This is a genomic window from Pseudooceanicola sp. DL12, from assembly GCF_056270665.1.
This window is the reverse complement of sequence record NZ_CM149884.1, coordinates 526,663-545,222: the sequence shown is the minus strand read 5'-3', so window position 1 is coordinate 545,222 and position 18,560 is coordinate 526,663. Positions and strand designations below refer to the sequence as shown.

Below are 18,560 nucleotides of genomic sequence, written 5' to 3'. Positions count from 1 at the left end.
GCGGCGCGAGATGGCGCCGCCCCTTTTGTCATTCGAGGCCCCCGCTGGGGCGGGCGATCACTCGCCCTGCACCGATTTCCGGGCCGACTTGTCGGTCACCCGGCGCACCAGCACATAGAAGCTGGGCACCATGAAGATGCCGATGAAGGTGGCGGCCATCATGCCCCCCAGCACCCCGATGCCGATGGCGTTCTGGGCCGCGGCCCCGGCCCCGGTGGCAGTGGCCAGCGGCACGACGCCCAGCATGAAGGCGAAGGAGGTCATCAGGATCGGACGCAACCGCATCCGCGCGGCCTCGACCGTGGCCTGGATGAGCTTCTTGCCCTCGGCCTCGAGATCCTTGGCGAACTCGACGATCAGGATGGCGTTCTTGGCCGCCAGGCCGATTGTCGTGAGGATCCCCACCTTGAAGTAGACGTCGTTGGCCTGCCCCGCGAGAGAGGCGGCGACCACCGCCCCCAGCACGCCCACCGGCACGGCGAGCATGACGGAGAAGGGGATCGACCAGCTCTCGTAAAGGGCGGCCAGCGACAGGAAGACGACGAGCACCGAGAGCGCGTAGAGATAGGGCGCCTGGTTGCCCGACTGGCGTTCCTGGTAGGACAGGTCCGTCCAGGCCACGCCGTAGCCCCCCGGCAGGTCCGCGGTGAGCTGTTCCATGAGGTCCATGGCCTCGCCCGAGGAGGTGCCCGAGGTGGGCGAGCCGGAGATGCTCATGGCGGAGGTGCCGCCATAGCGGGCCAGCGAGGGAGAAGAGCTCTCCCAGCTGGTGTTCATGAAGGCGCCGAAGGGCACCATCTCGCCGTCGGAATTGGTGGCGAACCACTTGTCGATGTCCTCGGGCTGCATCCGGTAGGGCGCATCCCCCTGCACGATCACCGGCCGCAGGTTGCCGTTCATGTTGAAGTCGTTGACCGTGGAGCCACCGAAGATCACCGAGAGCAGCGAGTTGACCGACGACAGGGTGACACCGAAGCTCTCGGCCTTCTGCTGGTCGATGTTGATGCGCAGCACGGCCTCGTCCTCGTCGCCGGAGACGCGGATGTTGTCGACCTGCCCGGTGGCATTGGCGGCCTGCTCGAGCTGGGCCGCGGCCTCGCGCATGGCGGCGGTGCCGTTGTTGGCCTGGTCGACGAGATACATCGAGAAGCCCGAGGTATTGCCGAGGCCGGGAATGGCCGGCGGCTGCATGAAGAAGACCTGCCCTGCGCGCAACCCGAAGAAATGCGCGTTGGCATTGTTGACCACGTCCGTGGCCGACAGGCCGGGGGCCTCGCGTTCATCGAAATCGCGCAGCTTGATGAAGAGCATGGCGTTGTTCTGACCGGTGCCGCCGAAACTGAAGCCGAGGGTGCCGAAGACGGTTTCCACCGCCTCGCCCTGGTCGTTCAGCAGGTAGTCGTTGATCTCGTTCACCACGGATTGCGTCTGTGCCGTGGTCGAGCCCTCGGTCAGGCTGACCATGGCCATGACCACGCCCTGGTCCTCGGTCGGCAGGAAAGAGGACGGCAGCCGGGTGAAGATCCAGCCGGCGCTGCCGGTGATCACGACCAGGGCGACCAGCATCACCACCGGCACCTTGACCAGCCGGGTGACCATGGCGGAATACCCGTGGTTGACCCGGTCGAAGGTGCGGTTGAACCAGCGTGCGGGCGCGATGCTCTCGCCATGGGCCTTGCGCAGGAGCGAGGCGCAGAGCGCCGGCGACAGGATCAGTGCGACCAGCGCCGAGAGCACCATGGCGGTGATGATCGTGACCGAGAACTGACGGTAGATCACCCCGGTGGAACCGCCGAAGAAGGCCATCGGCAGGAAGACCGCCGAGAGCACCAGGGCGATGCCGATCAGCGCGCCGGTGATCTGGCCCATGGACTTGATCGTGGCCTCGAGCGGCCCGAGATCGTCCTCTTCCATCACCCGTTCGACGTTTTCCACCACCACGATGGCGTCATCGACCAGCAGGCCGATGGCCAGAACCATGGCGAACATGGTGAGCGTGTTGATCGAATAGCCCGCGACCGCCAGCACGGTGAAGGTGCCCATGAGCACCACCGGCACGGCGATGATCGGGATCAGCGTGGCACGCCATTTCTGCAGGAAGACCAGGATCACCAGGAAGACGAGGAACACGGCCTCTATCAGCGTGTGATAGACCTTTTCGATGGACAGCTCGACGAAGGGCGAGGTGTCGTAGGCATAGCGGATCTCGACCCCTTCGGGCAGGGCGTTCTCCAGCCCGGAGAGGGTGGCACGCACCGCCGCGGCGGTATCCACGGCATTGGCGCCGGTGGCCAGGTTCACACCGAAGCCCGAGGCGTTTTCCCCGTTGAAGAAGGAGTTCACGCCGTAGTCTTCCTGGCCGATCTCGACCCGGGCGACATCGCCGAGATAGACGGCAGAGCCGTCCTCCTCGGTCTTGAGCAGGATGCCCTCGAACTGTTCGGCCGAGGTCAGCTGGCTCTGGGCGGTGATGGTGGCGGTGAACTGCTGCCCCTGGGTGGTGGGCAGATCACCCAGCGAGCCCACGGAGACGGTGGTATTCTGCGCGGTGACGGCAGAGGTCACGTCGGTGGGGGTGAGCTGATACTGCTGCAGGGCCAGCGGATCGAGCCAGATGCGCATGGCATAGCCCGAGCCGAAGCTGTTGATGCCGCCCACGCCCTCGGTCCGCTTGACCGGACCCGAGACCATGTTGTCGAGGATGTCACCGAGCTGGATCGTGGAATAGCGGCCATCGGGCGAGACCAGCGCGCCCACCATCAGGATCGAGGAGGACGACCGGGTGACGGTGACGCCGGCGGTCTGCACCGCGTCGGGCAGCTGGCTCTCGATCTGGCTGACCTTGGATTGGACCTCGTTCTGGGCATCGACCGCGTTGACGCTCTCGTCGAAGGTCAGGCTGATCGAGGAGCTGCCCTCGCGCGAGGTCGAGGTCATGTAGAGCATGCCGTCGATGCCGGTCAGGCTGTCCTCGATCACCGTGGTGACGGAGTTCTGCACGGCATCGGCCGTGGCGCCGGAATAGGTGGCGGAAATGCGGATCGTGGTGGGGGCGATGTCGGGGTATTGCGACACCGGCAACTGGGTAAAGGAGAAGGCGCCGGCCAGCATCGTGACGATGGCCAGCACCCATGCGAACACGGGGCGATGGATGAAGAAATTGACCATGACCCGTTATTCCCCGGAGTCCGTGTCGTTGATGTTGTCCGTATCCACGTCGTTGTCGCCGGACTCCTGATCGGGATCGGTGGCGCCGTCGACATCCTGCACGATGCCCTCGTCGTCGATGTAGACCGGCACCGGCGAGACCTGGGTGCCGGCCTTGAGGTCGTTCAGCCCGTCGACGATCAGCTCGTCGCCCGGTTCCACCCCATCGGTGACCACCCAGGAATTGTCGTAGGTGCCGGTGTAGGTGAGCGTGGCCTCGCGGGCCATGCCGTCATCGACCACGAAGGCCGTCAGAGTGCCGTCGGAATTGCGCGTGGTGGCGCGCTGGGGCACCAGGATCGCCTCGGTGGTGCCCAGCGTCAGGGCGACGCGCAGGAACTGGCCGGGCAGGATCAGCCTGTCCTCGTTGTCGAAGATGATGCGGAAATCGATGGTGCCGGTGGTGGTGGAGACCGAGGTGCGGGGGCTGACCAGCTCTCCCGCGCCCTTGTAGGTCTCGCCGGTTTCAAGCGTGAGGGAGATGCCGAGGGTATCCTGCGGCACCAGAACGCCGCTGTCGATCATCTCGCGGTGACGCAGCATCTGCGCCGAGGCTTCCTGGACGTCGACGAAGATCGGGTCGAGCTGGGTCACGGTGGTGAGCGCGTCGCTCTGGTTGGCGGTGACCAGGGCGCCGACGGAGAATTCGGGGATGTCGACGATGCCGTCGATGGGGCTGCGGATCTCGGTGCGGTCGAGGTCGAGCTCGGCCGATTGCAGGTCGGCATCGGCGGAGGCGACGCTGGCGCGGGCCGAGGCGAGGTCGGCCTCGGCGCTGTCGAGATCGGCCTGGGTGATGCTGCTGACGCCGGAGAGGCGGGAATAGCGGTCGACAGTGGCCTGGGCGGCCGAGAGCGTGGCCTCGGCGCTGTCCTTGGCGGCCTGGGCGGCGGAGAGGTTCACCTCGTAGGTGGCACTGTCGAGCTTGAACAACAGGTCGCCGGCCTTGACCTTGGTGCCGGGCACATAGGCGATTTCCTTGATCACCCCCTCGACGCGGGGGCGGATCTCGGTTTCCTCGTGGGCGACGGCACGGCCCGGCAGGGTGACGGAATAGGGCACCGCCTCGGGCTGCAGCGTGATGACCCCGACCGAGGTCGGCGGCATGCCACCGGACGCATCCTGAGCGAAGCTGACCCGCGACGACAGGGCAGTGGCTGCAACGGCAAGCACCATGGCCGGAAGAACCATGGCGGCACGTTTGGCGATCGTTCTGGGCAACATGCAGTCTCCATCAAAAAATTCTTTTCGGGCCCGCGTCGGGGAGGCCAGCGGACCGTACGGATCAGGGTAGTACGATGGCCTATCCAAATTCCGTCGCAGTCATCTGACATTATAGGAAGGAATTTTCCCAAATCCGGCAGATTTCTTTGTCGCAGACGTAAAAGGCCCCCGGAGCAGTGCTCCGGGGGCCCCTGGGTTGCATGGCAGGACCCTGCTTCCCTCAGAAGGTCTTGCTGAGGCCGACGTAGTAGGCGCGGCCCGGTTCGTTGTAGGTATTGGCCCCGTCACCCGAGCGCAGGATCGTCTTGTTGAAGACGTTGGTGACCCCGAAGCGGATGTTGAAATCCTCGGCGACCTCGTAGTTTGCCGCCAGGTCCACCAGGGTGTAGGGCGCCCGCGACGTGGTATCGTCGTATTCGATGCCGGTGCTGGAGTTGATCGTGGCGGCCTCGATCTCGCCGTAGTGGGTAAGCGAGGGGATGACCCGCAGCTTTTCGGTTGCCTGCCATTCCAGCGAGGCGTTGATCGTGTACTTGGGCACCAGCGAGAGCGGCGCACCGGTCTGCTTGTCCTCGGACTTGATCATCCAGGTGAAGTTGGTGACCAGCTTCACGTCCTCGCTCAGCTCGGCGTTGAAGCTGCCTTCGACCCCGGACACCACGGCACGCGGCACGTTTTCCCACTGGAACACGCGATAGGTGGAATCGCCGCTGGTGATCATGGCCACCTGGTCGAGACCGGATTGGATCTTGTTGCGGTAGTCGTTGTAGAAGGCGGTCAGCGTCGCATCGATGCCCTGCGGCCCGGAGTAGGCCACGCCGACTTCGCTGTTCCAGCTGGTTTCCGGCTTCAGGTCCTCGTTGCCCAGCACGTAGCACGGCCCGTCACCGTAGTAGATCGAGGGGCAGCCCCGACCGCGGGTGACGTAGATGTAGTTCGGGTTGAGCTGATAGAGGTTCGGCGCCTTGAAGGCCCGGGCGCTGCCGGCCTTGATCGTCCAGTCCGAGTTGACCTCGTAGGTGGCGCTGATGCCGCCGGAGAGGTTGAAGCCGAAGGTATCGGCATAATCGGCACGGATCTGAGGCGTTATGGTCAGCGCATCGGTCGCCAGGATGTTGCCTTCGCCGTAGACCCCGAGGAGCGTCTGGCTGGAGACCGGATCACGGTCCGCTGCATTGGCCTGGGTATCGCCGTAGGTGAAATCGAGGTCGCCGCGCGCGGCGATCGAGACGGGATCATCCATGCGCTCGTAGCGGGCCTCGCCGCCCAGCGTCCAGGTGGCCTCGCGGCCGAAGGCGGTGCCGGGCAGGTTCAGCTCGCTCTTGGCCGAGAGGTTGTCGAGCAGGACGGTGCCCCATTCGCTGTCGGAGTTGATCCGGCCCTCGCCGCCACCGCTGGCGCCTTCGCTCAGGCGCGTGTTGTCGGTGTGCTCGTACTGGATGTAGCTCTCGAGATCGCCGAAGGAATATTCACCGTGGTGGGTGATCGCGGCCGTCGTGCGCTGCATCTTGTTGGTGGTCGCCTCCTCCGCGGCCAGTTCCTCGGTCAGGTCACTGCCGGAGGTGAGCTGTCGGTCGCCGGTATAGAGGTTCTCCTGGCGGCTGTAGCCCAGCTCGAAGTCGATCCGGTTGAAATCGTCGGGCTCCCAGCGGACCAGGCCGCTGACATCCTTGTTGATCACGCCCTCGACGCCGGCCGCGGCATCGGTATCCTCGTCGGTGACCGAGGCGTTGATCTCCGGGTCATCGGGGTTCGACCGGTTGTAGCTGCCGGTCAGCCGGAAGGAGAGATTGTCGCTGAGCGGCTTGGCCCAGAGGAAGTTGCCGCGATAGGAATTGCCCTCGAGGTCGCTTTCCGGCTGGTTGTACTGCAGGTTGAGCGTGAAGGTATCGGTCTCGGGCTTCTTGGTGACGATGTTCACCACGCCGCCGGCGGCACCAGAGCCGTAGCGGGCCGCGGCCGGGCCCCGGATGACCTCGATATGATCGACCATCTCGGCGGGCACCCAGTTGCTGTCGCCGCGGGTGTCGCGCTCGCCGGAGCGGCCCATCTTGATCGAGTCGCGCGACAGCACCGGTTTGCCGTCGATAAGGATCAGGGTGTTTTCCGGGCCCATGCCGCGGATGTCGATCTGACGCTGGTTGCCGCGCTGGCCGGTGGAGGTGGCCCCGGTCAGGTTGACGCCGGGCATGCGGCGCACGGCATCCTTCAGGTCGTTGACCACAGGACGCTCCTGCAGGTCCTCGGCAGAGATCACCGAGACGCCGAGAGATTGCTTGAGCTGTTCGGAAGCTGCCTGGACCACGATCGGATCTAGCAGGATCACGTCGCCGGTTTCCGTGGTGTATTCGTAGACCTGATCGGCGGAGGCTGTGGCCTCCGTCTCCTGCGCCAGGACGGGCGCGGCGGCAGAGACCATCACGGTCGCGGCCAACAGCGCACTGATCCGGCGGGAGCGCCGGTTCCAGCTGTTCATGTGTTCCCCCAAGGGTTTGACTGACTGATATTGGGGCGCGTCTGTCTGTCTGGCCGGACCGTGCGGGACACATGCTGGATGGGTGTGCGTTACCCCGCGGCATGCCTATGCCGCGGGGATAACCAAGTAAATCTGTCGGGTATCTTTCCCCCTCAGATCGTCGTCAATTTGTCGCAATGTTGCGAAGCGGGCACGCTTTCCCGCCCGGCGGGTGCCGGGGAAAGGAACTTCGCGGCGAAAGCGGCGACCTGTGCCGGCGCGGTCAGGTCGGCGTGATGGCAAGGCAGATCGAGCACCGAGAGCGGCCCGGCAAGAGGCGCCCAGAGCGCGGGGCTGCGCCCGGTGCCCTCGTGATCGAGCGCGGCATGGACATGGCAGAGCGGCGCACGCACCTGCCGCTCGCGGTGGCCGCGCACCAGGCGGTTGGTCTGCTGGACCGAGCGCACGACCCCCTGCTGTACCGCGTCGGGCAGATGGCCCAAGGGATGACCAGCCTGGCGCAGGAAGGCGAGGATCTCGGCACGGCTGACCAACTCGGGATGGGCATCGGGATCATGCCCGGCAATGGCCAGCAGGGCGCGGATGGCCTCGGTCTCGTCGGGTTCCGGCTCGTCGCGCCAGCATTGCGAGGGATAGGCATCGAGCAGCACCAGCTTGCCCACCTCGCGGCCACGGGCCTCGGCCTCGGCGGCGACGGCATGGGCGATGATGCCGCCCAGCGACCAGCCCAGCAGCTGCAGCGGCCCCTCCGGAGCCATGGCCTCGATCCGGTCGCAGTAGTCGCGGGCCAGGGCCGCCAGGTCGTCGGGCAGCGGCGCCGCGGGATCGAGAAGCGGCGATTGCACCCCGATGACCTGCCAGTCGGGCAGCGCCCGCGCCAGCGCCCGGTAGCACCAGGAGATGCCGCCCGCCGGGTGGACGGCAAAGAGCAGCGGCCCGCTCCCCTCCGGCGAGAGGCGCACCATCGGCCCCAGGCCGTCGTCGTGGCAGGCCTCGGCGTCGATGCGGCGGGCAAGATCCTGCAGCACCGGCGCCTCGAAAAGCGTGCCGAGCCCCGGGTCGCGGCCGATCTCCTCCTCGATCGCCAGGGTCAGGCGCACGGCCATCAGGCTGTCGCCGCCGGCGGCGAAGAAATCGGTATCGGGGGCGGCGGGCGTGCCCAGCAGCTCGGAGAAGAGCCGTCCCAGCATCTGCTCGGTGCCGGGCTGCAGGCGGCGCGCGGGGGCGCCCGCATGCAGCGCGGGCGCCGGCAGCGCCTTGCGGTCGAGCTTGCCGCTGGGGTTCAGCGGGAAGGCCTCGAGCGGGACAATGGCGGCGGGCATCATCATCGCCGGCAGCCGGTGCGCAACGGCACCCCGGATCTGCTCGGGCGTGGCCCCTTCCCGCGGCACCACGTAGGCCACGAGGCGCGCCTGCCCCGAGGGATCGGGCGGCGCCAGCACGGCGACCTGCCGGATCAGCCCGGAGGCCTCGAAGGCGGCCTCGACCTCGCCCAGCTCGATCCGCACGCCGCGGATCTTGACCTGGTGATCGGCGCGGCCGGAATAGGTGATCGTGCCATCGGGGGCTGCCACGGCCAGATCGCCGGTGTCGTACATCCGCGCGCCGGGGTGGAAGGGATCGGGCGGGAAGCGCTCTGCCGTCAGCTCGGGCTGGCCCAGGTAGCCCCGCGCGAGCTGACGCCCGGCGAGGAAGAGCCGCCCGTTGACGCCGTCGGGCACCGGGCGGCCGCGCGGATCGAGCAGGTAGCAGCGGGTGTTCCAGACCGGCAGGCCGATGGGAACCGAGGCCCCCGGCTCCTGCCCGGTAGCCTCCTGGAAGGTGACGTCCACCGCGGCCTCGGTCGGCCCGTAGAGATTGTGCAGCCGGCCGGTGATCCGGTCATGGAACTGCCGGGCCAGTGCCGTGGGCAGGGCCTCGCCGCTGGCAAAGACCTTTGGAATCTCAAGACCTTCGGAGGCGGGCGCAGCCAGAAAGAGCGCCAGCATCGAGGGCACGAAATGCAGCGTGGTGATGGCGTGCTCGCGGATCAGCGCCGCCAGCGCGGAAGGGTCGCGATGCGCCTCGGGCGGGGCGACGACAAGCGTGGCGCCCGAGAGGAACGGCAGGAAGAATTCCCAGACCGAGACATCGAAGGTGGCCGGCGTCTTCTGCAGGATGCGGTCGCCGGGGCCGAAGCCGTAGGCCTCCTGCATCCAGAGCAGGCGGTTCACGATGGCGCGGTGTTCGATGACCACGCCCTTGGGTCGGCCGGTGGAGCCGGAGGTGAAGAGGACATAGGCGGGATCATCGGGCGCGGGCGCCTGCGGCTCGGCCTCGGGGCCGGTCGCCCATTGCGCGGGCGCCAGCACGGGCACTGCCCCGGCGGCCTCGAAATCCTCACGGGCCAGGATCAGCTTCGGCGCGGCGCGCTCGAGCATGTCGGCACGGCGGTCGGAATGATCATCCGGGTCGAGCGGCACATAGGCGGCGCCGGCGCGGATGACCGCCTGCAGCGCCACGATCAGCTCGGTCGAGCGGGGCAGCGCCACGGCGACCACGTCGCCCGGCCCGATCCCCCGCCCGGCCAGGCGGCGGGCAAGGCCCGCGCTGCGGGTATCGAGATCGGCATAGCTGAGGCGCTCGTCGCCGAAGACCAGCGCCTCGGCCTCGGGCGTCGCGGCGATCTGCGCGCGGGTCAGATCGACCAGCGTGGTTTCGGGCACCGGGTGATCGGTGGCGTTGCGGGTACTGACATGGGCCGTCAGTTCCGCTGGCGTGAGCGTGGGCACATCGGCGAGGCGTTCCGCCGACAGCGCCGCGGCAAGAAACGCCGCCAGCCGCGCCGCATGGCCCCGGGTGGTGTCCGCGTCATAGAGGTTGGTGTTGCTGTCGGCCTGCACCAGCAGCCCCTTCTGCCCGTCGCCGCGGAAACAGAAGGTGAGATCGTCGACGGAGCCGGCGCCGAGGATCTGAAGCTCGGTCGAGAGCCCCTCCATGGCGGGCGTGGCGTCGAAGGGCAGCACGTTGACCAGCGGCCCGTGCAGCCGGCGCCCGGCCCCGATGCGGCCCATCTCGCGGCGCAGTTCCTCGCCGCGATAGCGGCCGTTGCGGCGGATCTGCGCCATGCGGGCGGCCGCGCCCGCCAGCCAGTCGTCGAGCGGCGCATCCTCGTCCACGGACAGGCGCAGCGGCAGCACGTTGACCAGGGTGCAGGGCACCCGGGCGGCCTTTGTCCCCATGCGGTTCATCAGCGGCAGGCCCAACACGGTTTCGCCCTGGTCCTCTCCCTCGATCAGCTGAGGCGTGCACCGGGCGACATAGGCCCCGGTCAGCGCGGTCAGCACGTCGGGCCAGGCAATGCGCAGCCGGGCAGAGAGATCATGCAGCCGCGTCCGCGCGGCCGGATCCAGCGGCACCTCGGCACGGTGGAACCAATGGGCCGAAACCGCCTCGCCCTGGGCCAGCCCCTCGACCGGGCCGAGGCCGGAGAGTTCCTCGCGCCAGAAGGCCAGCTCCTTTTCCGGTTTCGGACCGGAGAGGAATTTCTGCTCGGCCTCGATGGCCTGGGCATAGGGCGGGAAGCCGGGGCCCGGCGCGCGGCCGGTTACGGCGGCATTGTAGAGCTCGGCAATGCGGTTGGTGATCAGCACCATGGCATAGCCGTCGGCGGCCAGGTGGTGGATCCGTTCGGAGAGGATGTGACGGTCCGCGGCCAGTTTCCACAGGGTGAAACCGGCGATCGGCCCCGCCCGCAGGTCGGCGGGCTGCCGTGCTTCGGCCAGGATGGCGGCGCGGGCCGCGGCCTCGGGATCGGACGCATCGGAAAGGTCGCGCAGCTCCAGCGCGGGGGCACCGCCCGGCTCCATCCATTGCACCGGGCCGCAGTCTGTCTCGGCAAAGCGGAGCGAGAGGCATTCGGCCTCGGCGCCCACGTGATCGACGGCCCGGGCCAGGGCCGCCACGTCGAGCGGCCCCACCATGGTCAGGGCCTGGCCGGTCATGAAGACCGGGCTGCCCATGTCGCGCCGCTGGGCGTACCAGATGCCCTGCTGGGCTTCGCAGAGGGCCAGGGCCCCTGCCGGGCCTCCCTCGGGGCGGGGCCGAACCGTCAGCATCAGGCGCCCTGCGCCTCTTTGGCGATGGCCCACCAGTCTTCCAGCGTCTCCGCCTCCATGAAGCGCGAGAAATCGAGACCCTCGATCACCTCGCCCCATTTCATCAGCAGGTTCATCACCTGGATGGAATCGAGGCCCAGGTCGACAAGGCTCTCTTGCGGTTCGACCTCTGCCACCGGGATGCCGATCGCCTCGGCGATATCGGCACGCATCTGGTCATGGGACAGGGCAAGTGCTTCCTGGGTCATGTGTTTTCCGTTTCGCTCTTCGGTTGGTCGGTGTCCGCCGCCGCCTCGGCGGCCTCTGCAGCCAGCACGTCTTCGCGCAGCTGGGCACGCAGGTGACGGCGCGAGATCTTGCCCACGGCGGTGATGCCGAAGCCTTCGACAAAGCGGATCTCGTCGGGGATCTTGAAGGCGGCGATCTGTCGGGCGCGCATGAACTTGCGGATGTCGACGGCGCGGGGGCTCTCGCCCTCCTTCGGCTTGATGAAGGCACAGATGCGTTCGCCGAGATGCGCATCGGGGATCGAGACCACCACGGCATCGAAGACCGCGGGATGGGCCAGCAGGTGATCCTCGACCTCCTCGGCGCTGATCTTCTCGCCGGCGCGGTTGATGTGGTCGCCTGCCCGGCCCTGCACGGTCAGGTAGCCGTCGGAGCGGCGGATCGCGATGTCGCCGGGGCGGTAGAAGCCACCCTCGAAGCTGCGGGCATTGGCCGCCGGTTCGTCGTGGTAATTGTTGATCGTGTAGGGCCCGCGCACGAGGATATGGCCCGGAGTGCCATCGGGCACCGGATTTCCCGCATCATCGAGCAGCAGCACCTCGTCATCGGGGCTGATCGGGCGGCCCTGGGTGGTGACGATGGTTTCCTCGTCATCATCGAGGCGGGTATAGTTCACCAGCCCCTCGGCCATGCCGAAGACCTGCTGCAGGGTGCAGCCCAGCACCGGCTTCACCCGGCGCGCGCTCTCGGGCAGGAACTTGGCCCCGCCCACCTGCAGCACCTCGAGGCTCGGCAGCTCGGGCTTTGTCCGCTCGGCCGCGTCCAGCCAGAGCAGCGCCAGCGGCGGCACGAGGGCGGTGATGGTCACCCCCTCCTTCGCGATCAGCGGGAAGGCCGCGTCGGGCACCGGCGACTGGCCCAGAACCACGGTCGAACCGGCATAGAAGGCGCCATAGGTGCCCGGGCTCGACATGGTGAAATTATGGCCCACGGGCAGCACGGCGAGAAAGACGCTCTCGGGCGTCAGGCCGCAGATCCGGGCGCTCTCGCGCAGGGTATAGATATAGTCGTCGTGGGTGCGGGGGATCAGCTTGGACAGGCCGGTGGACCCGCCGGAGATCTGCAGGAAGGCCACCGACTGCGGATCGGGATCGGCTGGCAGCGTCGAAGGATCGCCGTCGACATCGGCCATCGCGAGGAAGGGGCCCGGCTCGCCCGCCACGATCACCCGTTCGAGGCCCGGCAAGACGCCCTGAAGCTCCTGCGCCAGCTCGCGATAGTCGAAGCGCTCCAGCCGGTCGGGAATGATCAGCGTGCCGGCCTCGGAGCGGGTCAGCAGGTGCTCGATCTCGGTGCGGCGATGGGCCGGCAGCGCATAGACCGGGATCATGCCGGCAGCAAAGAGGCCGAAGGCGGCAATGAAGAACTCGGGCGTGTTGCCCAGCTGGATCAGGGCGCGGTCGCCCGGCTTCAGACCCAGCGCCAGCAGGCCGGCGCCAAAGCGGCGGGCGCGTTCGTTCAGCTCGGCATAGGTGATGCGGGTGTCGCCATGCACCAGCGCGGTGCGGTCGCCGAAGCGCTCGGCGCGTTCGCGCATCAGGGCGGGAAAGGTCTCTCCCCTCCAGTAGCCGCGTTCCTTGTAGCGGGCGGCCAGGTCCTCGGGCCAGGTCTGGGAAAGCTCTTTCATGGGGTGCCCTCTTGAATTGGGTCCGGCCGCGACCCGCGCCGCGGCCGGAGGTGTTTCACTTGGCCGGAACCACGTGGGTCAGACGATCACCGGTGGCATCGTCGGGGCCCATGGACTTGTTGACGACATAGACGCCGCCCTGCCCGTCCGCGATCAGGTGGTTCGGGAAGGACCCGATGGCAAGGTTCGCCACCACGTTGCCCTCGGGGTCGGTCACCACCAGGGTGCCCGAGGCGCGGACGGCGGTATAGGCCAGGCCGCTTTCCGGATCGACGGCGATGTTCAGCGGGTTGGCCCCCACCGGCACCGATTTCAGCAGCGCGCCGCTCTCGGCATCCAGGATCGACAGGCTGTCGCTGCCCTGGCCGGCCGTGTAGATCAGGTTGCGCGCCGGATCATAGGCCACGCCGATGGTGTTCGCGGAGCCCGGCACCGGGTAGACGGCGACCTGTTCGTCGGTGGTGGTATCGACCACGGCCACCTCGTCGCTCGTCAGGCTGGCCACGACCAGGCGGTTGTCCTCGGGATCGGCCGACATGCTGGCGGTGCCGAACTCGGCCCGACGCTTGCCCGACTGAAGCTCGATCACGCCGGTCTGCTTCAGGTCGTCGGCATCGAAGACGTAGATCTCGGGGGTGAAGGTCGAGCTGACATAGGCCTTGCCGTTGACCAGCGTCACGTCGCGCGGATGGCTGACGGTATCCACCGGGAACTGCTTGATCAGGCTGAGGTCATCGGTGCTGTAGACGGCCACGGTGTTCTGCCGGGTGTTGGTGACCCAGACCTGCCCGCGGCCCTCGTCGACGCCCACGCCGTAGACGGCAAAGACGCCACCGTCACGGTCGCCGACATCGGGCGCCTCCTGCGGCGTGACCGAGGCCAGCACCTCCAGAGTCTCCGGGTCGACCTTCATCAGGGTGCTCTCGGAGACCGGCGGGCGCCCCACGGCGGAGGTGACGAAGAGCGCGCCCATCTTCGGAGCCTCGGCCACCTGGTAGAGGCCCGAGGCAAGGTGGTTGGCCTTCAGCGTGAAGTTCTCGGTGCCGATCTCTCCCAGCTCGGGCGAGACCTTGACGTCGATCAGGCTCACGGCGGGGGGATCCTGGAATTCCGCCACGACGGGATAGGTGCCGGTGGCGGCATTCGCGGGAATCTGCACGGTTGCCGAGAAATCGCCCTTGTCGTCGGCGACGAAAGGCTGCCCGCCGTTCAGCGCGGTGCCGGCCTGGCGCAGCATCACCTTCTGTCCCGGCAGCATCCCGCTGCCCGCGATGGTGACGGTGCCGCCGGGCACGATCGGCGCCCGGTCCGGCCCGCTGGCCATGACCCGGCCGTTGAAGCTGCCCAGTTCGGTAAAGGGCGCGGTCTGCGCCTGTGCCGCACCCGCGAGCGCCAATGCCCCCACAAGCGCGGTCGCCATCATCCATCCGTGCCGGCTGACCCGTCCCTCGGAAATCCTCATCCACTCCGCCTTTCGCTGCTTCGGGGCGCGCGGCCCCGTCTGTTCATGAGCCTTGTCCGCTGCAGCGTGGCTGTGGCTGGTCGTCCGGGGGCCGGACGGGCGGGGCCAAGGCATACCCCGCCTGCGCTGAACCGGGCGCCGAAAGTGGCGGGCGGTTCGTCCTTACCGAGAGGCTTAATAATCCTGATAAGGACAGTCAACTATTTGAGAGCCCCCTCAGCGATCACGTTCGGATGAGATCTCGGACAGGGTCTTTTGCAACGAGCGCCCAAAGGTCTCGCCATGGGAAAGACCATCGAAAACCGTTATATTTCCGGTATTTCCGGCCGCTTTCAGGGCGGCCTCCAGCTCAGGCAGGGCCTCGGGGGGCATCGCGGCGCGGCCGGGCGACGGTGGGCGGTCGGCGGGTTTCCCCGCTCCATCTGGCGCCCCCTGATCGCCGGGCCGCGGCCCCGGCCCACCGCCGCGACGGTGCTCGTTGCTGCCCCGCTCGATATCCAGCACGGCCGCCGGCCGCGCGCCCCCGGCCAGCGCCGCCATCAGGCCATAGAAGTACCGCCCCTCGTCCCACCAGAGCGAGGGGCTGGCGGCCACGAAATGGCTGAAGGGCTGATCGCCCTGCTCCATCGCGGCCTGCAGCACGAAGAGCCCGCCGTAGGAATGCCCCCAGAGCCAGCGCCGCGCCGGATCGATGGGCGCCAGGGCCTCGGCCCGGGGCAGGATCTGCGTCACCACCCGCTGATAGAAGGGCGCGAAACCGCCCGCGGGCCGGCCGCGGCCATCCTGCTGCGCCGCGTCGGCGAGCGGCGGCGTGTAATCGCGCGAGCGTTCGGCGCCGGCAAAGCGCTGGTCGCTGTCATAGCCGATGGCCACGATCACCGGGCGCTCGCCCGGCAGCGCCGCGAGCACCTGCTCGGTCAGCCGCTCCACCACGGCCTTGCCGTCGAGCGCATAGAGCACCGGGAACCCGGAGGCGGGTGCCGGCCCCTTCGGCACCAGTACGGTGACCAGATAGGGCGTGGGGATGTCGCCCTCTGGCGCCGGCAGGGTGAACTGCTGCGCGTCGTAGATGTCGGATCCACTGTCGAGGATCCCCCGGTGCAGCGGTGCGCCCGAGGGCTGGGCGAATGCGCCCCCTGCGCCCAGCGCGATCAGGGCCGCGGTGCCGGCCAGCAGCGCGCGCCGCCTCATTGGCCCTGGTGCGCGGCGGAATCCGCTGCGGCCTCTTCCTCGAGCTGCGCCAGCATCGGCGCCTTTTCGCGCCAGTCGCTGTACCATTGCTCGATCGCCGGCCCGAACCAGTCGCGGCCCACGGTCACCACCGGCACGTCGGTGCCCTGCAGCTCGTCGAGATACTTCGCGTCGATCTCGCCGTAGAGGCCGACCATCTCGTCCACCTTCTCGGAGAAGACCCGCTCGACCACGGCGCGGTCCTCCTCGCTCATGCCCTGCCACTTGCGGCCCGAGGCCACGGCGGCCATGGGGAACATCATGTGGTTGGAATTGATGATCACGCCCGCGTTGCGCCAGTAGCCCGAGTTCCAGGTGCCCTCGTGGTCGATCTGCATGCCGTCGATCTGACCGTTGGCAAAGGCATCGTAGAGCGCCGGCAAGGGCATCGGCGTGGGCGCCGCCCCGAGATCCGACCAGAAGTCCATCGAGGAGGCCATGGGCACGGTGCGGATCTTCTGCCCCTTCAGCGCCGCGGCATCGGTCGCGTCATCGGCCAGCACGATCTGGCGGAAGCCGGCCATGCCCCAGGCCAGGCCCTTCAGCCCGAACTGGCTCATCCCGTCCAGCAGCTCATGCGCGGTCTTGCCGTTCAGCAGTCGCTGCGCCTGGGCGTGATCGCGGGCCAGGTAGGGCGCCTGGAAGATGCCGTAATCGGGGTTGCGGTTGGCAAACTCGCCCGCCGTCAGCATGGCGAAATCAATGGCGCCGGTCTGCAGTTGCTGCAGCATCTGCGCCTCGTTGCCGAGCTGGCCCGAGGGAAAGACCAGGATGTTCACCCGGCCGTCGGTCTCGTCCTTGATCTCTGCCGCCATCTCCTGGGCGGTCTTGGTCCACTGGTGCGGCGGCGGCGTGATCAGGCCCAGCCGGTAATCGGCGGCCTGGGCCGCGGTTCCGATCATCAGCGCGGCCAGCGCTAGGGCGATACGTTTCATGGATCTCACTCCCTGTCGTAGGAAATCATTGCGATAGATGGCCCAGCCAGGTGGTCAGCCCGGGCCAGAGGCAGAGCGCCGCCAGCACCAGCGCCACGCCGCCCAGGTAGGGCAGCAGCAGCCGGGCCAGGCGCTCGGCCGGCACGTCGTTCAGCATCGAGGCGGTAAAGAGGCCCGAGCCCACGGGCGGCGTCAGCAACCCCGCGGCCAGGTTGAGGCAGGCGATCAGGCCGAATTGCAGAGGGTCGATGCCGTAGTGGTCGGTCGCCACCGGCAGCAGAACCGGCACCACCAGGATCAGCGCCGGCAGCGGATCGGTGACCATGCCCATCAGCAGCAGCAGCAGGTTCAGCATCAGCAGGAAGACCAGCGGGTTGTCGGTGACCCCGGCCATCCAGGCCGCCACGGTGGCGGGCAGGTTCTCCCAGGCGGCGACCCAGGCATAGAGGCCCGCCGCGGCGATCAGGAAGAGGATCGAGGCGCTGGAAATCGCCGTGCTCTTCAGGGCCGGCCAGAGATCTGCCAGCGAGAGCTCCCGGTACACCCAGCGGCCGATGATCACCACCGCCAGCGCGGCCACCACGCCCGCCTCGGTCGGGGTGGCGATGCCGCCCAGGATCGCCGCGATCATCGCCGCGGGCACGGCCAGGGCCGGCAGGGCCTCGGCCAGGGTGCGGGCGGGTGAACTTACGTGCACGTCACTTACCTTCCCCGTGGGGAAGTCGTGCCGCCGTGCCAGCCCCCAGGTGATGCCCATGAAGACGAGGAGCAGGATCAGCCCCGGCAGCAGGCCCGCCATGAAGAGGTCTCCGATCGGCAGCTGGGCGATGACGCCGAAGACGATCAGCATCATCGAGGGCGGCACCACAGGCGCCAGCAGGCCGCCCGCCGCGGTGATCGCGGCGGCCATGTCGCGGCGATACCCGGCGCGCTCCATTTCCGGCACCGCGAGGCGCGACATAAGGGTGATCTGCGCCACGGTCGAGCCGAGCACCGCCGCCATCATCGCATTGGCCAGCAGGTTGACCTGGGCCAGCCCGCCGCGCACGCCGCCCACGGCCAGGGCCGCGAGGGCGATCAGCCGGCGGCCGGCGCCCGAGGCATTCATCACCTCGCCCAGGAAGATGAAGACCGGCAGCGCCAGAAGGCCATAGCTCTCGACGCCGCCGAAGAGTTGCTGCGGCGCCGAAAGCAGCAGCACGAAATTGCCCGAGAGCAGGATCTGAAGCACGGCGGCAAAGGCCATGGCAAAGGCGATGGGCAGGCCCAGCACGATCATCACGGCAAAGCAGAGCAGGCTGATCATGGGGCGCCTCCCCCGCGGAGAAGCTGCACCAGTCGCGCAAGGATGTGGAAGAGGCAGCCGGCGCAGAAGGGGATCAGCACCAGCCAGGCCCAGAACTTGGGAACGCCGAGCGTCACCGTCGGCTCCTGGTAGATGAAGTTGAAGGTGGCCTGCGACAGCGCCTGTGCCGAGCCGTAGCGGATCAGACCGACCGGATCGAACCAGGCCCAGAGCATCACGGCAAACCCGGCCAGCCCCGCCAGCAGGATGAGCTGAACCGCGACCTGCACCATCTGCGCGCCTCGGGCGGGAAGCCTGGTGACCAACAGGTCGACCGCGATGTGACGCCGCCGGGCCAGCGCCGCCGAGGCCCCGAAGAAGCCCGCGCAGCACATCATCAGTACTGCAAGCTCGTCCGACCAGAGCAGCGGATGCCCGAGGGTGCGGAACGCCGCGCCTGCCAGCAGCAGGACGAACACCCCGCCCAGCAGCACCGCGGCAAGACCGGTCTCGTAGCGGGCCAGGGCATCATCCGCGCGTGTCAAAGGGCCGGGGGCCTGCGCCAAGGAGGGCTGTGCCATGCGTCTGTCCGAATTCCTGTCGCAATTCACCGCGGCAGGGGAGAATGCGCGCGGTCACCGTATCGGGATCAATGGCCCGCGCCGGTGTGCGGCGGACCATAGTGATGCGGCCTGCCTTTGCAAGGAGATTTCCGACTAAAATAGTCAA

The 18,560-nt window shown here is 68.0% G+C and carries 11 protein-coding genes; all 11 read right to left on the bottom strand.

Features of this window, described 5'->3' with window-relative positions; all coding sequences use genetic code 11:
- Positions 1–57: 57 nt before the first annotated feature.
- A complete protein-coding gene (locus AC0WR5_RS02515) occupies positions 58–3,168 on the bottom strand; it encodes an efflux RND transporter permease subunit (RefSeq protein WP_475866630.1) in 3,111 nt (1,036 codons plus the stop codon).
- Between the two features lie 6 nt (positions 3,169–3,174).
- Complete coding sequence (locus AC0WR5_RS02510; RefSeq protein WP_475866628.1) at positions 3,175–4,431, bottom strand: efflux RND transporter periplasmic adaptor subunit; 1,257 nt, start codon at positions 4,429–4,431, stop codon at positions 3,175–3,177.
- A gap of 220 nt (positions 4,432–4,651) precedes the next feature.
- Entirely contained in the window at positions 4,652–6,907 is a 2,256-nt protein-coding gene (locus AC0WR5_RS02505; protein WP_475866627.1) for a FepA family TonB-dependent siderophore receptor, read from the bottom strand.
- A 152-nt stretch (positions 6,908–7,059) separates the two neighbouring features.
- Positions 7,060–11,004: an amino acid adenylation domain-containing protein gene (locus tag AC0WR5_RS02500; protein WP_475866625.1), complete on the bottom strand. Its 3,945-nt coding sequence runs from the start codon at positions 11,002–11,004 to the stop codon at positions 7,060–7,062.
- Entirely contained in the window at positions 11,004–11,252 is a 249-nt protein-coding gene (locus tag AC0WR5_RS02495) for a phosphopantetheine-binding protein (RefSeq protein ID WP_475866623.1), read from the bottom strand. The genes AC0WR5_RS02500 and AC0WR5_RS02495 overlap by 1 nt, the downstream gene beginning before the upstream one ends.
- Positions 11,249–12,919 (bottom strand): (2,3-dihydroxybenzoyl)adenylate synthase, encoded by a 1,671-nt coding sequence (locus tag AC0WR5_RS02490; RefSeq protein WP_475866621.1) that lies wholly within the window; start codon positions 12,917–12,919, stop codon positions 11,249–11,251. Before AC0WR5_RS02490 ends, AC0WR5_RS02495 begins: the two co-directional genes overlap by 4 nt.
- A 55-nt stretch (positions 12,920–12,974) precedes the next feature.
- On the bottom strand, positions 12,975–14,381 hold the full coding sequence (locus tag AC0WR5_RS02485; protein WP_475866619.1) for a YncE family protein: 1,407 nt from the start codon (positions 14,379–14,381) through the stop codon (positions 12,975–12,977).
- Between the two features lie 216 nt (positions 14,382–14,597).
- The gene (locus tag AC0WR5_RS02480; RefSeq protein ID WP_475866617.1) at positions 14,598–15,572 is read right to left on the bottom strand and encodes an alpha/beta hydrolase; all 975 of its coding nucleotides are present in this window, start codon (positions 15,570–15,572) and stop codon (positions 14,598–14,600) included.
- Positions 15,569–16,546, bottom strand: a complete 978-nt coding sequence (locus AC0WR5_RS02475) for a TRAP transporter substrate-binding protein (RefSeq protein ID WP_475866616.1) — start codon at positions 16,544–16,546, stop codon at positions 15,569–15,571. Before AC0WR5_RS02475 ends, AC0WR5_RS02480 begins: the two co-directional genes overlap by 4 nt.
- A 25-nt stretch (positions 16,547–16,571) precedes the next feature.
- The gene (locus AC0WR5_RS02470; RefSeq protein ID WP_475866614.1) at positions 16,572–17,852 is read right to left on the bottom strand and encodes a TRAP transporter large permease; all 1,281 of its coding nucleotides are present in this window, start codon (positions 17,850–17,852) and stop codon (positions 16,572–16,574) included.
- The gene (locus tag AC0WR5_RS02465) at positions 17,849–18,412 is read right to left on the bottom strand and encodes a TRAP transporter small permease (RefSeq protein WP_475866612.1); all 564 of its coding nucleotides are present in this window, start codon (positions 18,410–18,412) and stop codon (positions 17,849–17,851) included. Before AC0WR5_RS02465 ends, AC0WR5_RS02470 begins: the two co-directional genes overlap by 4 nt.
- Positions 18,413–18,560: the final 148 nt, after the last annotated feature.

Bases quoted from the DNA above. Each gene is read 5' to 3' on its own strand.
- AC0WR5_RS02515 (WP_475866630.1), bottom strand. From the start codon at position 3,168: ATGGTCAATTTCTTCATCCATCGCCCCGTGTTCGCATGGGTGCTGGCC.
- AC0WR5_RS02510 (WP_475866628.1), bottom strand. From the start codon at position 4,431: ATGTTGCCCAGAACGATCGCCAAACGTGCCGCCATGGTTCTTCCGGCC.
- AC0WR5_RS02505 (WP_475866627.1), bottom strand. From the start codon at position 6,907: ATGAACAGCTGGAACCGGCGCTCCCGCCGGATCAGTGCGCTGTTGGCC.
- AC0WR5_RS02500 (WP_475866625.1), bottom strand. From the start codon at position 11,004: ATGCTGACGGTTCGGCCCCGCCCCGAGGGAGGCCCGGCAGGGGCCCTG.
- AC0WR5_RS02495 (WP_475866623.1), bottom strand. From the start codon at position 11,252: ATGACCCAGGAAGCACTTGCCCTGTCCCATGACCAGATGCGTGCCGAT.
- AC0WR5_RS02490 (WP_475866621.1), bottom strand. From the start codon at position 12,919: ATGAAAGAGCTTTCCCAGACCTGGCCCGAGGACCTGGCCGCCCGCTAC.
- AC0WR5_RS02485 (WP_475866619.1), bottom strand. From the start codon at position 14,381: ATGAGGATTTCCGAGGGACGGGTCAGCCGGCACGGATGGATGATGGCG.
- AC0WR5_RS02480 (WP_475866617.1), bottom strand. From the start codon at position 15,572: ATGAGGCGGCGCGCGCTGCTGGCCGGCACCGCGGCCCTGATCGCGCTG.
- AC0WR5_RS02475 (WP_475866616.1), bottom strand. From the start codon at position 16,546: ATGAAACGTATCGCCCTAGCGCTGGCCGCGCTGATGATCGGAACCGCG.
- AC0WR5_RS02470 (WP_475866614.1), bottom strand. From the start codon at position 17,852: ATGATCAGCCTGCTCTGCTTTGCCGTGATGATCGTGCTGGGCCTGCCC.
- AC0WR5_RS02465 (WP_475866612.1), bottom strand. From the start codon at position 18,412: ATGGCACAGCCCTCCTTGGCGCAGGCCCCCGGCCCTTTGACACGCGCG.